The organism is Streptomyces sp. NPDC046759 (assembly GCF_040645475.1).
Classification (GTDB): domain Bacteria; phylum Actinomycetota; class Actinomycetes; order Streptomycetales; family Streptomycetaceae; genus Streptomyces.
The window spans coordinates 92629-108154 of sequence record NZ_JBEYYJ010000011.1 but is presented as its reverse complement, the minus strand read 5'-3'; the positions used below and the strand labels follow the sequence as shown (position 1 = coordinate 108154).

The 15526-nt window shown below is 69.9% G+C and carries 19 protein-coding genes; 5 read left to right on the top strand and 14 right to left on the bottom strand.

Features of this window, described 5'->3' with window-relative positions:
• Position 1: 1 nt before the first annotated feature.
• Together ABZ919_RS17255 and ABZ919_RS17250 are read right to left on the bottom strand one after the other, a co-directional pair.
• Entirely contained in the window at positions 2-703 is a 702-nt protein-coding gene (locus ABZ919_RS17255) for a hypothetical protein (protein ID WP_361248197.1), read from the bottom strand.
• Positions 700-840 carry a hypothetical protein gene (locus ABZ919_RS17250; RefSeq protein WP_361248195.1) on the bottom strand — a complete coding sequence of 47 codons (141 nt, stop codon included), beginning with the start codon at positions 838-840 and terminating at the stop codon, positions 700-702. Before ABZ919_RS17250 ends, ABZ919_RS17255 begins: the two co-directional genes overlap by 4 nt.
• Before the next feature lie 531 nt (positions 841-1371).
• On the opposite strand from ABZ919_RS17250, the gene ABZ919_RS17245 reads away from it, so the two are divergent.
• A complete protein-coding gene (locus tag ABZ919_RS17245; RefSeq protein ID WP_361248193.1) occupies positions 1372-1875 on the top strand; it encodes a hypothetical protein in 504 nt (167 codons plus the stop codon).
• Between the two features lie 128 nt (positions 1876-2003).
• Here ABZ919_RS17245 and ABZ919_RS17240 read toward each other — a convergent pair whose 3' ends face one another.
• From ABZ919_RS17240 to ABZ919_RS17185, 12 genes are all read right to left on the bottom strand, one after another.
• Positions 2004-2693 (bottom strand): DUF4389 domain-containing protein, encoded by a 690-nt coding sequence (locus ABZ919_RS17240; RefSeq protein WP_361248191.1) that lies wholly within the window; start codon positions 2691-2693, stop codon positions 2004-2006.
• Positions 2694-3107: 414 nt separating this feature from the next.
• Positions 3108-4094: a 2,3,4,5-tetrahydropyridine-2,6-dicarboxylate N-succinyltransferase gene (dapD, locus tag ABZ919_RS17235; RefSeq protein ID WP_361248189.1), complete on the bottom strand. Its 987-nt coding sequence runs from the start codon at positions 4092-4094 to the stop codon at positions 3108-3110.
• A gap of 64 nt (positions 4095-4158) precedes the next feature.
• The gene (locus ABZ919_RS17230; protein WP_361248188.1) at positions 4159-4695 is read right to left on the bottom strand and encodes a TetR family transcriptional regulator; all 537 of its coding nucleotides are present in this window, start codon (positions 4693-4695) and stop codon (positions 4159-4161) included.
• Positions 4695-5018 (bottom strand): multidrug efflux SMR transporter, encoded by a 324-nt coding sequence (locus ABZ919_RS17225; RefSeq protein WP_361248186.1) that lies wholly within the window; start codon positions 5016-5018, stop codon positions 4695-4697. The genes ABZ919_RS17230 and ABZ919_RS17225 overlap by 1 nt, the downstream gene beginning before the upstream one ends.
• A 125-nt stretch (positions 5019-5143) precedes the next feature.
• On the bottom strand, positions 5144-5476 hold the full coding sequence (locus ABZ919_RS17220) for a metal-sulfur cluster assembly factor (RefSeq protein WP_103784224.1): 333 nt from the start codon (positions 5474-5476) through the stop codon (positions 5144-5146).
• Complete coding sequence (sufU, locus tag ABZ919_RS17215) at positions 5473-5940, bottom strand: Fe-S cluster assembly sulfur transfer protein SufU (protein WP_361248185.1); 468 nt, start codon at positions 5938-5940, stop codon at positions 5473-5475. The genes ABZ919_RS17220 and sufU overlap by 4 nt, the downstream gene beginning before the upstream one ends.
• Before the next feature lie 16 nt (positions 5941-5956).
• The gene (locus ABZ919_RS17210; RefSeq protein WP_361248183.1) at positions 5957-7213 is read right to left on the bottom strand and encodes a cysteine desulfurase; all 1257 of its coding nucleotides are present in this window, start codon (positions 7211-7213) and stop codon (positions 5957-5959) included.
• A complete protein-coding gene (gene sufC, locus ABZ919_RS17205) occupies positions 7210-7974 on the bottom strand; it encodes a Fe-S cluster assembly ATPase SufC (RefSeq protein WP_361248181.1) in 765 nt (254 codons plus the stop codon). The genes ABZ919_RS17210 and sufC overlap by 4 nt, the downstream gene beginning before the upstream one ends.
• Positions 7975-7981: 7 nt before the next feature.
• Positions 7982-8299 carry a non-heme iron oxygenase ferredoxin subunit gene (locus ABZ919_RS17200; protein WP_004002164.1) on the bottom strand — a complete coding sequence of 106 codons (318 nt, stop codon included), beginning with the start codon at positions 8297-8299 and terminating at the stop codon, positions 7982-7984.
• Complete coding sequence (gene sufD / locus ABZ919_RS17195) at positions 8296-9516, bottom strand: Fe-S cluster assembly protein SufD (protein WP_361248179.1); 1221 nt, start codon at positions 9514-9516, stop codon at positions 8296-8298. Before sufD ends, ABZ919_RS17200 begins: the two co-directional genes overlap by 4 nt.
• Positions 9517-9575: 59 nt before the next feature.
• Positions 9576-10997 (bottom strand): Fe-S cluster assembly protein SufB, encoded by a 1422-nt coding sequence (gene sufB / locus ABZ919_RS17190; protein ID WP_361248177.1) that lies wholly within the window; start codon positions 10995-10997, stop codon positions 9576-9578.
• Positions 10994-11737 carry an ArsR family transcriptional regulator gene (locus tag ABZ919_RS17185; protein ID WP_361248175.1) on the bottom strand — a complete coding sequence of 248 codons (744 nt, stop codon included), beginning with the start codon at positions 11735-11737 and terminating at the stop codon, positions 10994-10996. Before ABZ919_RS17185 ends, sufB begins: the two co-directional genes overlap by 4 nt.
• A 184-nt stretch (positions 11738-11921) precedes the next feature.
• Between ABZ919_RS17185 and ABZ919_RS17180 the strand changes: the two genes are divergently transcribed.
• From ABZ919_RS17180 to ABZ919_RS17165, 4 genes are read left to right on the top strand one after another with little or no spacing between them, the layout of a single operon-like run.
• On the top strand, positions 11922-12737 hold the full coding sequence (locus tag ABZ919_RS17180; protein WP_361248173.1) for an AAC(3) family N-acetyltransferase: 816 nt from the start codon (positions 11922-11924) through the stop codon (positions 12735-12737).
• 31 nt (positions 12738-12768) lie between these two features.
• The gene (locus ABZ919_RS17175) at positions 12769-13692 is read left to right on the top strand and encodes an ABC transporter ATP-binding protein (protein WP_361248172.1); all 924 of its coding nucleotides are present in this window, start codon (positions 12769-12771) and stop codon (positions 13690-13692) included.
• Between the two features lie 50 nt (positions 13693-13742).
• A complete protein-coding gene (locus ABZ919_RS17170; protein ID WP_361248406.1) occupies positions 13743-14459 on the top strand; it encodes an ABC transporter permease in 717 nt (238 codons plus the stop codon).
• A 48-nt stretch (positions 14460-14507) separates the two neighbouring features.
• Positions 14508-15518 (top strand): COX15/CtaA family protein, encoded by a 1011-nt coding sequence (locus ABZ919_RS17165; RefSeq protein WP_361248404.1) that lies wholly within the window; start codon positions 14508-14510, stop codon positions 15516-15518.
• The last annotated feature ends 8 nt before the right edge of the window (positions 15519-15526 follow it).

Sequence of the window (15526 nt, the reverse complement as noted above, 5' to 3'; positions counted from 1 at the left end):
GTCAGTCCGTCGCCCCCTCCCCGCTCCCCGCGTCCCCTCGTTCGCCGAGGCACGCGAGTTGACTCTGGAACCAGTCGAGGCGCGCCTGCAACAGGGCTGCCTCGGCGGCGAGTTCGGGCACACCCAGCTCCGTCGCGGACCCCGACGCGGCGGTGCGTGGCGAAGCGCCGCCCCGCGCGGTCACCCGCAGGCCCTCTCCGGCCAGCCGGGCGAAGCCGGCGAGCGGGACGGACGTACGGCCGCGCACACAGCCGGCGCACATGGGGGCGAGGGCCCGCCAGCCGGGTCTGCCCCAGCCGGCGTCGGCGAGCGCGACGGCGACGGCACCGCAGGCGCACGGCCCCGCGGTGGCCGTGCGCACCCGCTGACGGGCGTAGCGGAAGCCGCGCTCGAAGCGGATGTAGGCGCCGAGGACCGAGACCTCCAGCAGAAGGGCCGTGCGGTGCTCGGCGGTGCACAGCATGGCCTCGGCGGCGCTGCGGTCGTGGACACAGTGGAAACCGCAGTCGCACAGCCGTGCGGGCGGGCGGTGCCGGCGACCGTAGACGCAGGAGGCGCCGTCGAGGACGGCGTACGGCAGCGCGCCGCCGAGCGAAACTCCCGTGAACCCGGCCCGGGCGCCGTCCTGGGACAGCACCGGGTGGGCGATCTTGTATCCGGTCGGCGGCTCCGTCGGGCGTTCCGCCGGGAGCCGCAGTCTCATCGGGCGGCCGGGACCTCTTCACGGGCCGGCTCGGCCGGTTCGGTGCGGGCGGTGTCCTCGGGCAGCGGGATCTCCTCCTCGCGGACGAGCGGCTGCTCCTCGGCGATTCCGGTGGCCAGTGCCTTGCCGAGCTTCATGGCGCCTCCCATGACTGACGTCGGTGACCCTTCGGCCATAGTGACGCATCATGGGCCGAGTTGGACACAGGAGCTTCGGCCGTCATCCCGATACATCAGTAATGCTTAGCGGTACTCCGCAGGAAAATTAAGTAGAGCTTCATCGGAGGGGGGCCGGGACTACGCCCATGACGAGCCCCCACACCACCGCTGACGAGCACCCACACCACCGCCCGGCCCTTCGGCAGGCGAAGATCGGCGCGCGCCTGCCCGGCTCGGTCACCGCCAAGCGCCCTCCTCGCCCGCCTGGGCCTGCCCGCGGGCCCCGTGCGCGCCCCGCTGGCCCGCCGGCCGGGGAGGGGGCCGACGGGCTGCTGACGCGGTACGAGGAGCTCGTGGCGCTTTGATCAGCGGCCGGCGAAGACCGGCTGCCGATCCTGTGCGCCGCAGCCGGCGTCCGGCTCGTGCAAGCCGCTGAGCGGGACGGCCTCGGTGCTGCCGAGGGTGCCCGGCCCCGGCGGGCGACCACCCGCCCTGCCGTACGGTGTTCCCGTGAGCCGCCCCCTGCTGTTCCTGGACGTCGACGGCCCCCTCAACCCGTACGCGGCCCAGCCGGAGCGCCGGCCCGCGGGCTGTACGACGATCCGGGTCCCCCTGTTCTCCCGGCGCCCGCTGCGCGTCTGGCTGAACCCGGACCACGGCCCCGCCCTGCTGGAACTCGGCTTCGAGCTGTGCTGGGCGACGAGCTGGATGGCCGACGCCAACGTCTGGATCGCCCCGGTCGTCGGCCTGCCCGAGCTGCCGTACGTCGACTTCGGCACCGGCCTGTTCGCCGAGCGTCCCGACGGCGTCCACTGGAAGACGGAGGCGATCGTGGCGTACGCCGGGGGCCGCCCGTTCGCCTGGGTGGACGACGAGCAGAGCCCGGCCGACACCCGATACGTCAGCACGCACCACTCGGGTCCCGCCCTGCTCCATCACGTGAACCCGAGGATCGGCCTGCGCGAGGACGACTTCACGGTACTGCGGGAGTTCGCGGCCTCCCTGCCCACATGACGGAGCGCCCCTCACGGCATGGTGAGGGGCGCTCGCGGAGTGCGTGCGGCCGGTCGTGGCTGTTCTGGGGTCGAGGCAGGTCACGGACTCATGCCGATGTTCCTCGCTTTTGGGCCGGCGGCGGAGATCTACCCGCCGTCCGCCGGCTGTATCGCCGCTGCCACGGGCTCGCTCCCTCCCATGTCCAGCCGGAACGGGGGGTACTTGTCGGTCATGAGGTACGCGTAGACGAGCACCCTCAGCGTCCAGCGCAGCAGGCCCATGAGGAAGTCGAACAGACCCCGCGGGTAGGTCCCCGTGAACATCAGGATCACCACCGCGAACAGAGAGAGCAGGCCGATGAGTCCGGAGGACAACGGACTGTAGTGATCGAGGTGCCGGTACACGCTCCAGCCGCTGCTCATCAGTATCGTGATCACCAGCAGCTGTGGGACGACCAGCAGCCACTTGACCAGAACCAGCCCGCGGGACAGCCGCTCGGGATAGGTGACATTGACGCGGATCGGGTAGCCGGGCACGTCTTTGAGGGTGAACGGCGGATACTTGTCGGTGCCGAGCACTGCGGAGGCGTAGTAATTGACTCGCGTGTTCCAGCGCATGACGCCGACATTGAAGTCGAAGAGCGGCCTGGGATACCTGGCGGTGATGAGGATGCTGAGGAACGCGACGCCGCTCAGAAGCAGGAACGCGATCCACAGGAAGAACAGGACGATGTAGTGCGGGATGGCGAGGATCCATTTCACCAGCCACTTCCATCGGGTGAGCCGGGGATCCAGGGTCGCTTCGACGCATAGGGGGTGAGCGGAAGTGGGGAACATCGTTGCCACATCCTTTTCTTGTGCGAGTCAGGGAAATGTGGCCCGTAAATCGCATCTCCAGAACTGTTCCGTCGGTGCGAGCAGAGAACTTGCTCTCTGTGAGCCGTTATCCCCATTGCACCCCGGCAATCGAATCGGGTCATGCCCCTGGATTGCGTGGCAGGAGAACACGTGACTTGACGGATTTCGGCAGGTCCGGTAAGCGGCGCACGGCCACCCGGTCTGGATCCCGCATCTTCCAAGCACCTGGCCGGCAGCGGGATTTACCCGATCGGCCAGAAGGGCAGCGAACGCAAAGGCGCCCTCCCGGGCCGTTCTCGGGCCGTGGAAGGGCGCTCAATGGTGACCGACGTCGACGGCTGCCGGCAGGTCAGCGTTGATCGATCAGGCGGCCGAGGTCACGGCCGCCGGTGGTCAGTTGTGGCTGTGCAGGATGTCGTTCAGGCCGCCCCAGACCGCGTTGTTCGGGCGGGCCTCGACCGTGCCGGTGACCGAGTTGCGGCGGAAGAGGATGTGGGAGGCGCCGTTCAGTTCGCGGGCCTTGACGATCTGGCCGTCGGGCATGGTGATACGGGTGCCCGCGGTGATGTAGAGGCCGGCCTCGACCACGCACTCGTCGCCGAGCGCGATGCCGACGCCCGCCTCGGCGCCGATCAGACAGCGTTCGCCGATGGAGATGATCACGTTGCCGCCGCCGGACAGGGTGCCCATGGTGGAGGCGCCGCCGCCGATGTCGGAGCCGTTGCCGACCACGACGCCCGCGGAGATGCGGCCCTCGACCATCGAGGTGCCCAGCGTGCCGGCGTTGAAGTTGACGAAGCCCTCGTGCATCACCGTGGTGCCCTCGGCGAGGTGCGCGCCGAGCCGTACCCGGTCGGCGTCGGCGATGCGCACGCCCTTGGGGGCGACGTAGTCGGTCATCCGCGGGAACTTGTCGATCGAGGTGACCTGCAGGTGCAGGCCCTCGGCGCGGGCGTTCAGCCGCACCTTCTCGATGTCGTCCACCGCGACCGGGCCGAGCGAGGTCCAGGCCACGTTGGCGAGGTGGCCGAAGATGCCGTCCAGGCTCTGGCCGTGCGGCTTGACCAGGCGGTGCGAGAGCAGGTGCAGGCGCAGGTAGGTGTCGTGGGCGTCGATCGGCTTCTCGGCGAGGGAGGCGATGACCGTACGGACCGCGACCACTTCGATGCCCCGGCGCGCGTCCGGGCCGATCGCCGCGGTCGCGCCGCCGCCCAGCAGCTCGGCCGCCTGCTCGGCGGTCAGCCGCTCGGTGCCGGCCGGACCCGGCTCCTCGACCAGTTCGGGGGCCGGGAACCAGGTGTCGAGAACGGTGCCGTCGGAGGCGATGGTGGCGAGGCCGGCGGCGACGGCGCCGGTGGTACGGGAAGCAGACTCGGTCATGGGAGAAAACCTAACGTGGGCGGGGTGGTCAGGGCGAACCGCGTCTCACGTGCCGGGCGCTCGTTCAGGGGATCAGCCGAGCCAGCGCGGCCCGGGCGTACTCCTCGTCGTACGAACCGCCCGTCAGCAGCACCTGGAGGCAGATCCCGTCCATCAGCGCGAGCAGCGCGCGGGCGGTGACCGGGTCCGTACGGTGGGCCAGCAGCGCCGCGGCGGCCTCGGTCCACTCGGCGGCGACGGGGCGCAGGGCGCGTCGGCGCAGGGCCGCCAGATACAGCTCGTACTCCAGCTCCACCCCCGTCCGGTCACCGCCCAGCCACTGGCCCAGCGCGCGGGCCAGCTCCGCGGCGAGGTCGCCGCCCTCGCCGTGCTCCGGCAGGCACTCGGCCAGCACCCGGCCGAAGTTCTCGTTCACCTGTCTGAGCGCGGCCACCATCAGCTCTTCCAGGGTGGCGAAGTGGTAGGTCGTGGAGCCCAGGGGGACGTCCGCCTCGGCGGCGACCGAGCGGTGGCTCAGGCCGGCGATGCCGTCCCGGCCGACGACACGGATCGCGGCGTCGATGATGCGCCCGCGCCGGTCGGGGTCGTATCGGCGGGGCATCAGTGACTCACCCCGCCCAGGTTCAGCACGACCACGCCCCCGATGATCAGCAGGATCCCTCCGACTTTGGCGACGCTCAGCCCCTCACCGAAGAGCAGCAGACCGAGGACCGCGATGGCGGCGGTGCCGACGCCGGACCAGATCGCGTAGGCCGTGCCGATCTGGACGGTCTTCAGCGTCTGGGCGAGCAGCGCGAAGGAGACGAGGTAGCCCAGCGCCGTCACGAGCGAGGGCCACAACCGGCTGAAACCCTCGCTGTACTTCATCATCGTCGTCGCGGCGACCTCGGCGGCGATGGCGCCGGCGAGTGTCAGGTATCCCATGTGTACGATCGTACACAACGTTTGCGTACGGGCGTACACACCGCACGCCGGGCGGGCATGCGAAAGCGGCGGCACCGGACAGGTGCCGCCGCTTTCGCGCACGCGGTGGGCTCGGGCGTCGGAGGTCAGACGTTGAACCCGAGCGCCCTCAGCTGCTCACGGCCGTCGTCCGTGATCTTGTCGGGGCCCCACGGCGGCATCCAGACCCAGTTGATGCGCAGTTCGTTGACCAGGCCGTCCGTGGCGGACTTGGCCTGGTCCTCGATGACGTCCGTCAGCGGGCAGGCCGCCGAGGTCAGGGTCATGTCCACGGTCGCGATGTTGGCGTCGTCGATGTGGATGCCGTAGATCAGGCCGAGGTTGACGACGTCGATACCCAGCTCGGGGTCGACGACGTCCATGAGGGCCTCGCGGAGTTCCTCCTCCGATGCCGGCTTCATCTCAGCGGTGTCGGTCATGCCGTCTTCCTTTCGGCGTCGGCGCCACCCAGCGCCTGGGCCGTCGCGTCCTTCCACGCCATCCAGCTCAGGAGGGCGCACTTGACCCGTGCGGGGTACTTGGAGACACCGGCGAACGCGACCGCGTCCTCCAGGATGTCCTCCATCGCGTCGTCCGGCTCGATCCTGCCCTTGGACTGCATCAGCTCCAGGAAGGTCTCCTGGACCTTCTGCGCATCGGACAGCTCCTTGCCGACGAGGAGTTCGTTGAGCACGGAGGCCGAGGCCTGGCTGATGGAGCAGCCCTGGCCCTCGTACGAGACGTCCTCGATCCTCGTGCCGTCGTACCTCACGCGAAGGGTGATCTCGTCGCCGCACGTCGGGTTCACATGGTGCACCTCGGCGTCGCCATCCCGCAGACCACGCCCGTGGGGGTTCTTGTAGTGGTCCAGGATGACTTCCTGGTACATCGAATCCAGCTTCACGGTTTCAGCACGCCCTTCAGCCGAAGAAGTTCCGAACGTGCTCCAGGCCGTCCACCAGTGCGTCGATCTCGGCCGGCGTGGAGTACAGATAGAACGACGCTCGCGTGGTCGCAGGAATTCCGTACCGGAGACACACGGGCCGCGCGCAGTGGTGGCCGACGCGGACCGCGATGCCCTGCTCGTCGAGGACCTGGCCCACGTCGTGCGGGTGGATGTCGCCGAGCGTGAAGGAGATCGCGGCGCCGCGGTCCTCGGCCGTCGTCGGGCCGATGATCCGCAGCTCCGGGACCTCGCTCAGCTTCTTCACCGCGTACTCGGTGAGCGCGTGCTCGTGGGCGAGGATCTTCTCCATGCCGATCGACTGGAGGTAGTCGATCGCCGCGCCGAGGCCGACCGCCTGGGCGATCGGCGGGGTGCCCGCCTCGAACTTGTGCGGGGCCGGGGCGTAGGTGGACGAGTGCATCGAGACCGTCTCGATCATCTCGCCGCCGCCCAGGAACGGAGGAAGATCCTCCAGCAGCTCCTGGCGGCCCCACAGCACGCCGATGCCGGTCGGGCCGCACATCTTGTGGCCGGTGAAGGCGACGAAGTCGGCCTGGAGGGCCTGTACGTCCAGCGGCATATGCGGGGCGGCCTGGGAGGCGTCGATGCACACGAGGGCACCGACCTCCTGCGCTCGGCGCACTATCGCCTCGACCGGGTTGACCGTGCCCAGGATGTTCGACACCAGCACGAAGGAGACAATCTTCGTCTTCTCCGTGATGATCTCGTCGATGTTCGACAGGTCGAGCCGGCCGTCCTCCGTGAGACCGAACCACTTCAGCTTCGCGCCCGTGCGCTGCGCGAGCAGCTGCCACGGCACGATGTTGGAGTGGTGCTCCATCTCCGTGATGACGATCTCGGTCTCGTGGTCCACCCGGTAGGGCTCGTCGGCCCAGCCCAGCATGTTCGCCACGAGGTTCAGCGACTCGGAGGCGTTCTTGGTGAAGATCACCTCGTCGCGGCTCGGCGCGTTGATGAACTCGGCGACCTTGTCGCGCGCGCCCTCGTACAGCGCCGTGGCTTCCTCGGCGAGCACATGCACACCGCGGTGGACGTTGGCGTTGTAGCGCTCGTAGTACTCGCTCAGGGCGTCCAGCACCTGGCGCGGTTTCTGCGAGGTCGCAGCGTTGTCCAGGTACACGAGCTTCTTGCCGTCGTGGACGACACGGTCCAGTACGGGGAAGTCCTTGCGGATCGCCTCGACGTCGAGGAGGCCCGGCAGCTGTGTCACGCGGATGCGCCACCCTTCACGTATGCCTCGTAGCCCTCGTTCTCCAGCTTGTCCGCGAGCTCCGGGCCGCCGGACTCGACGATGCGGCCGCCGGCGAACACGTGGACGTGGTCGGGCTTGATGTAGCGCAGAATGCGCGTGTAGTGCGTGATCAGCAGGGTGCCGACCTCGCCCGTCCCGCGGACGCGGTTCACACCCTCCGACACGATCCGCAGAGCGTCGACGTCCAGGCCCGAGTCGGTCTCGTCCAGGATGGCGACCTTCGGCTTGAGCAGCTCGAGCTGGAGGATCTCGTGCCGCTTCTTCTCACCGCCGGAGAAGCCCTCGTTGACGTTGCGCTCGGCGAAGGACGGGTCCATGTTGAGGCGCTCCATGGCCTCCTTGACCTCCTTCACCCAGGTGCGCAGCTTGGGGGCCTCGCCGCGGACGGCGGTGGCGGAGGTGCGCAGGAAGTTGGAGACCGAGACGCCGGGGACCTCGACCGGGTACTGCATCGCCAGGAACAGGCCCGCGCGGGCGCGCTCGTCGACGGACATCTCCAGGACGTCCTCGCCGTCGAGGGTGACGGTGCCGCTGGTGATCGTGTACTTCGGGTGACCCGCGAGCGAGTAGGCGAGGGTCGACTTGCCCGAGCCGTTGGGGCCCATGATGGCGTGCGTCTCGCCCTGCTTCACGGTGAGGTCGACGCCCTTGAGGATCTCCTTCGTGGCGTTGTCGGCCTCGACGGTGACGTGCAGGTCTCGGATTTCAAGCGTTGCCATGGGTGCCTCAGGACTCCTGGGTGAGGGAGACGAGAACGTCGTCCCCTTCGATCTTTACGGGGTATACGGGGACGGGGCGCGTGGCCGGGAGGCCGGAGGGCTTGCCGGTGCGCAGGTCGAAGGCGGAGCCGTGCAGCCAGCACTCGATCTGGCAGTCCTCCACCTCGCCCTCGGAGAGCGAGACGTTCGCGTGGGAGCAGATGTCGTGGATGGCGAACACCTCACCCTCCGTGCGGACGACCGAGACCGGCGTGCCGTCGAGTTCCACCCGCTTCGGGGTGTCCTCCTCCAGCTCGCTCAGCCCACAGGCGCGTACGAAGGTCATGCGACCGAAGCCTCCAGCTCCTGCTCGATCTTGGCGAGCAGGCGCTCCTCGATGTCGGCGACGCCGATCTGCTGGACCAGCCCGGCGAAGAAGCCGCGGACCACCAGGCGGCGGGCCTCGTGCTCCGGGATGCCGCGGGCCATCAGGTAGAAGAGCTGCTCGTCGTCGAAGCGGCCGGTGGCGGAGGCGTGGCCGGCGCCGACGATCTCGCCGGTCTCGATCTCCAGGTTCGGCACCGAGTCGACGCGCGCGCCGTCCGTGAGGACCAGGTTGCGGTTCATCTCGTAGGTGTCCGTGCCCTCGGCCTTGGCCTCGATGAGCACGTCACCGATCCAGACCGCGTGCGCGTCCTCGCCCTGGAGCGCGCCCTTGTACGCGACGTTGGACTTGCAGTGCGGGGTGTTGTGGTCGACGAGGAGGCGGTGCTCCTGGTGCTGGCCGGAGTCGGTGAAGTACAGGCCGAACAGCTCGGCCTCGCCGCCGGTGCCGGCGTAGGCCACGCGCGGGTGCAGGCGCACCAGGTCGCCGCCGAAGGTGACCACGAAGGACTTGAAGGTGGCGTCCCGGCCGATCAGCGCGTTGTGCTGGCCGACGTGGACGGCCTTGTCGTCCCAGTCCTGGACGGACACGACGGTCAGCCTGGCGCCGTCGCCGAGGACGTAGTCGACGTTGGCGGCGAGCACGGCGTCACCGGTGTGGTCGATGACGACGACGGCCTCGGCGAAGGCGCCCAGCTCGACGACCTGGTGGCCGTAGGCGACCCCGCCCTCGCCGTGCACCGAGATGCGGATCGGCTCGGTGAGGACCATCTCCTTGGGGACGGTGACCACGCCGGCCTTCTCGAACGCCGAGTACGCCTGCGCGGCGACACGGTCCACGGGAGTGCCGGCCCTGCCGATCCGGGCGTCGTCACGGCCGACGGTCTCGACGGTCACGCCCTCGGGGGCCTGTACGTCCACCTTCACGCCGTCGCCGGTGGCGACCGCGGTGCCGTCGTGCAGCCCGCGCAGCCGCTCCAGCGGGGTGAACCGCCACTCCTCCTCACGGCCGTGGGGGACCGGGAAGTCCGCCACGTCGAAGGACGGGGGCGCGCTCATGCGGGTGGCGACGGTCGACTCGGCGGCCACCGCGATCTGGCCCGCGGTGGTAGAGCCCGCGGGTGGGGGTCCCCCCGCCCGAACGGAGTTGAGGGTGGGGGAGTTCTGAGCCTCAGCCATGGCTGTCGGTCTGCTCTCTTCCTACGTCAGAAATTGCTGGCTGCTGTCCGGGGCGGGTCTCAGCCGACCGCGCCTTCCATCTGCAGCTCGATCAGCCGGTTGAGCTCGAGGGCGTACTCCATGGGCAGCTCCTTGGCGATGGGCTCGACGAAGCCGCGCACGATCATCGCCATCGCCTCGAACTCGCTCAGGCCGCGGCTCATCAGGTAGAAGAGCTGGTCCTCGGAGACCTTGGAGACGGTCGCCTCGTGGCCCATGGACACGTCGTCCTCGCGGACGTCCACGTAGGGGTACGTGTCGGAGCGGGAGATGGTGTCCACGAGCAGCGCGTCGCAGAGCACGTTGGACTTCGACCCGGCGGCGCCCTCGCCGATCTCGACCAGGCCGCGGTAGGACGTACGGCCGCCGCCGCGCGCCACCGACTTGGAGACGATGTTGGAGGACGTGTTCGGCGCCATGTGGACCATCTTGGAGCCGGCGTCCTGGTGCTGCCCCTCGCCCGCGAAGGCGATGGACAGGGTCTCGCCCTTGGCGTGCTCGCCCATCAGGTAGACGGCCGGGTACTTCATCGTCACCTTGGAGCCGATGTTGCCGTCGATCCACTCCATGGTCGCGCCTTCGTAGGCCACGGCGCGCTTGGTGACCAGGTTGTAGACGTTGTTCGACCAGTTCTGGATGGTCGTGTAGCGGCAGCGGGCGTTCTTCTTGACGATGATCTCGACGACCGCGGAGTGCAGCGAGTCCGACTTGTAGATCGGGGCCGTGCAGCCCTCGACGTAGTGCACGTAGGCACCCTCGTCGACGATGATCAGGGTCCGCTCGAACTGGCCCATGTTCTCCGTGTTGATGCGGAAGTAGGCCTGCAGCGGGATCTCGACGTGCACGCCCTTCGGCACGTAGATGAAGGAGCCGCCGGACCAGACGGCGGTGTTGAGCGCGGCGAACTTGTTGTCACCGGCCGGGATCACCGTGCCGAAGTACTCCTTGAAGAGCTCCGGGTGCTCCTTCAGGGCGGTGTCGGTGTCCAGGAAGATGACGCCCTGCTCCTCCAGGTCCTCGCGGATCTGGTGGTAGACGACCTCCGACTCGTACTGCGCGGCGACACCGGCGACGAGGCGCTGCTTCTCGGCCTCGGGGATGCCCAGCTTGTCGTAGGTGTTCTTGATGTCCTCGGGCAGGTCCTCCCAGGACTCCGCCTGCTTCTCCGTGGAGCGCACGAAGTACTTGATGTTGTCGAAGTCGATGCCCGACAGGTCCGAGCCCCAGTTCGGCATGGGCTTCTTCTCGAAGAGCTTCAGACCCTTCAGGCGCAGCTTGGTCATCCACTCCGGCTCGGACTTCTTGCCGGAGATGTCGCGGACGACCTCCTCGTTCAGGCCGCGCCTGGCGGAGGCACCGGCCACGTCGGAGTCGGCCCAGCCGTATTCGTACGTGCCCAGGCCCTCGAGCTCAGGGTGGGCAGTCTCCGTGGGGAGAGTCATGCGGGGTTCCTCCCGGCCGTGCTTGCAGGTGCGTTGTCGCTGGACTTGGAAATCTTGGGGATGAACGTCGTGCAGACGCCGTCGCCGTGCGCGATCGTCGCCAGTCGCTGGACGTGGGTACCCAGCAGCTCGGCGAAGATCTCCGTCTCCGCCTCGCACAGCTGCGGGAACTGCTCCGCGACATGGGCGACCGGGCAGTGGTGCTGGCACAGCTGCTCGCCGACCGGTGCGCTGCGCGCCGCAGCAGCGTACCCGTCCGCACTCAAGGCCTTGGCCAGGGCTTCTGCCCGCTCGTCGGGCGTCACGGCCTCGATCGCCTTGCGGTACGCGCGGGCCTGGGCGGCGATCCGGGCGCGTGCGAAGGCGGCGACCGCCTCGGGGCCGCCTCCCTGCTCGGCGATCCAGCGGAGCGCGTCCACGGCGAGCTTGTCGTACGACTGGTCGAAGGCGTCCCGGCCGCAGTCGGTCAGCGCGAAGACCTTGGCGGGACGGCCGCGCGTGCGCGCGCCGTACACGCGCTGTTCGCGGGCCTCCACGACGTCGTCGGCGACCAGCGCGTCCAGGTGACGGCGGACGGCCGCCTGGGTCAGTCCCAGCCGGCCGGCGAGTTCGGCGACGGTCGACGGGCCGTGGTCCAGGATGGATCGCGCGACGCGGTTGCGCGTGGAGCGCTCACCGGTCGCGAGTTCCTCCTGCGGGGCCCCCAGGGGGGTCTCCCGAGCCTCGCCGACGTTTTTCACAACGCCATTGTTGCGTAATTCCGCGGAGCCTGACAAGCGCCGTCCGGATCATCGAGCGGTGCCCTGCGTCACTTAGGCATACCTAATCCGACCTGCGGAAACGATCTTCTGATCGATCATCCGGGCGCCTTCCCACGGGCAAATCGGTGGCACCCCGCGGGGCCGTCGGGAAGACTTCCGAACCATGCCCACACCCCCTCCGACCGGCCCGCTTGTCACCCGGGACACCGTCGCCACGCAGCTGCGGCTGCTGGGCGTCGAGCCCGGCGAGATCCTCCTCGTCCACTCCTCGCTCAGCTCCCTCGGCTGGGTCAACGGAGGGGCGGTCGCAGTCGTCCGGGGGCTCCTGGACGCGCTCGGTCCGGCCGGCACGCTGGTCGTCCCGGCCCAGTCCGGCGATCTGTCGGACCCCGCTGTGTGGGGGAACCCGCCCGTGCCCGAGGAGTGGTGGGACCGGATCCGGGCCACCATGCCGCCGTACGACCCGCTCGTCACCCCCGCCCGGGGCGTCGGCGTGCTCCCGGAGACCGTACGGACCTGGCCGGGTGCGCTGCGCAGTGCCCATCCGCAGACGTCCTTCGCGGCCGTCGGCCCGCACGCGCGCGAGATCACCGAAGGCCACGCGCCCGACTGCCGGCTGGGCGAGCTCAGCCCGCTGGCCCGGCTGGAGGAACTGGGCGCCCGGGTCCTGCTGCTCGGGGCGGGCTACGCCACCTGCACCTGCTTCCACCTGGCCGAGTACCGGATACCCGCACCCCGCGTGGCGGTCGGCCGGCCCGCTCCCGGGGGCGGCTGGGAGACCGTGGTGGAGGTGTCGATCAGCTCCGAGCAGTTCGACGAGCTGGGGCACGACTTCGAGCGGGACCGGACCGTCGTACGCGGAAAGGTGGGCGCGGCGGAGGTACGGCTGTTCCCGGTGGCGGACGCGGTGGCCTACGCGGAGCGGTGGCTGCCGCTGCACCGGCCCCGTGAGGAGGACTTCCCGTACCCCCACGTCTGAACGGCAAGCGGTCTCCCTAGACTCTGGACCCATGCGAAGTGAGCCCGTGGTCCAGGTCCAGGCCCTGGTGAAGCGGTACGGCACGAAGACCGCGGTGGACGGCCTCGACCTGGTGGCCGAGGCGGGCGTGACCGCCGTCCTCGGCCCCAACGGGGCGGGGAAGACGACCACGGTCGAGACCTGCGAGGGGTACCGGAAGCCGGATTCCGGCACGGTGCGCGTCCTGGGCCTCGACCCGGTACGGCAGTCCGCCGAGCTGCGTCCCCGTATCGGTGTGATGCTCCAGTCCGGCGGCGTGTACTCCGGCGCCCGGGCGGACGAGATGCTGCGGCATGTCGCGAAGCTGCACGCGCACCCGCTGGACGTCGACGCCCTGATCGAGCGCCTGGGACTGGGCAGCTGCGGGCGGACCTCCTACCGGCGGCTGTCCGGCGGCCAGCAGCAGCGACTCGCGCTCGCCATGGCCGTCGTGGGGCGCCCGGAGCTGGTCTTCCTGGACGAGCCGACGGCGGGCCTCGACCCGCAGGCCCGCCGGGCCACCTGGGACCTGGTGAGGGACCTGCGCGCCGACGGCGTCTCGGTGATCCTCACCACGCACCACATGGAAGAGGCCGAGCAGCTCGCCGACGACGTGGCGGTCATCGACGGCGGCCGGGTCATCGCCCAGGGCTCCCCCGAGGAGCTGTGCAAGGGAGGCGCCGAGAACACCCTGCGCTTCACCGGCCGCCCCGGCCTCGACGTGGGCTCCCTGCTGAAGGCGCTGCCGGCCGACTGCACGGCGGCCGAGCTGACCCCGGGCAGCTACCGGGTCGTCGGCAAGGTGGACCCGCAGCTGCTGGCCACCGTGACCTCGTGGTGCGCCCAGCACGGAGTGATGCCGGACCGGATCTCGGTGGAACGGCACACGCTCGAAGACGTCTTTCTTGAGCTGACCGGCAAGGAGCTGCGCTCGTGACCACCGCGGGTACCTACACGCCCCAGCCCGGAGCCGCCCCCCTCCCCCGAATGATCGCGGCCCAGGCGGCCCTGGAGACGAAGATGCTGCTGCGCAACGGCGAGCAGCTGCTGCTGACGGTCGTCATCCCGACCCTGCTGCTGGTGCTCTTCAGCTCGGTGGACATCGTCGACACCGGCAAGGGCAAGGCGGTGGACTTCCTCGCCCCCGGCATCCTGGCGCTCGCCGTGATGTCGACGGCGTTCACCGGTCAGGCCATCGCGACCGGCTTCGAGCGCCGCTACGGCGTGCTCAAGCGGCTCGCCTCCTCGCCGCTGCCCCGCTGGGGCCTGATGACCGCCAAGACCGCATCCGTGCTGGTCACCGAGGTCCTGCAGGTGATCCTGCTGACGGCGATCGCCTTCGCGCTGGGCTGGTCCCCGCACGGCAACCCGGCCGCCGTCCTGCTCCTGCTCGTCCTCGGTACGGCCGCCTTCTCCGGCCTCGGCCTGCTGATGGCGGGCACGCTGAAGGCGGAGGCGACGCTGGCCGCGGCCAACCTGGTGTTCCTGCTGCTGCTCGTCGGCGGCGGGGTCATCGTGCCGCTGGACCGGTTCGGCGCGGCCGCGCAGCACGTCCTCGGCCTGCTGCCCATCTCCGCGCTCTCCGGCGGCCTGCGGGACGTGCTCCGGGACGGGGCCGGGATGCCGTGGGGCGACCTGGGCGTTCTCGCGGTCTGGGCGGTCGTCGCACTGGCCGCGGCCGGCAAGTTCTTCCGCTGGGAATGAGGGCCGTGCGGGCACCCTCGTGAACGCGTGCACAAGCGGCGGCCTACGATGGTGTGCGTGCCCAAGCTGAACCCCGCCGACGCCGCAGCGGCCGTGCGCAACCCGCTCGCCTTCATCGCCGAACGCTGGACCCCCGCCCCCCGGACGGTCCAGCGGGCGGCTCTCGCCGCACTCGTGATGTCGGTGATCATCGTCGTCACCGGCGGCGCCGTACGCCTGACCGGCTCCGGCCTCGGCTGCCCGACCTGGCCCGAGTGCACCGACGGCTCGCTCACGCCCACGAGCGCGCTGAGCTACCACAGCGCGATCGAGTTCGGCAACCGGATGCTGACGTACGTACTGTGCGCCGCGGTCGGCTGGGCGATCATCGCCGCCCGCTCCGAGAAGCCGTACCGGCGCAGCCTGACCCGGCTGGGCTGGGCGCAGTTCTGGCTGGTGATGGGCAACGCGATCCTCGGCGGCATCGTGGTGCTCGTGGGCCTGAACCCGTACACCGTCGCGGCTCACTTCCTGCTGGCGACGGCTCTCGTCACGGTCGCCGCCGTGATGTGGCAGCGCACCCGCGAGGGCGACGGTGCGCCCCGGCCGCTGGTCGGCAAGGCCGTGCAGCAGCTGGTGTGGTTCCTGGTGGCCGCGTCGCTGCTGCTCATCGTGGTCGGCACGGTGGTCACGGGCGCAGGTCCGCACGCGGGTGACTCCAGCGAGGTCAAGCGGATCCCCGTCGACTGGGAGACGGTGGCCAAGCTGCACGCGGTGCTCGCCTGGATCGTGGTGACGCTGACATTCGCGCTGTGGTTCGTGCTGAAGGCGGTGGACGCGCCGAAGGGGCCGCTCACACGTACGCGTGAGCTGTTCCTGATCCTGCTCGGCCAGGGCGTGATCGGCTACGTGCAGTACTTCACCCATCTGCCCGGGCTGCTGGTGGGCCTGCACATGCTGGGCTCCTGCCTCGTGTGGATCGGCGTCCTGCGCGTCCTGCTGGCGCTGCGGGAACGTCCGAAGGCCGTACTCGACCTGCCCGGGACCTCGGCCGGGGTGTCGGTGGGCACGCGCGCCTGAGCGTGCGG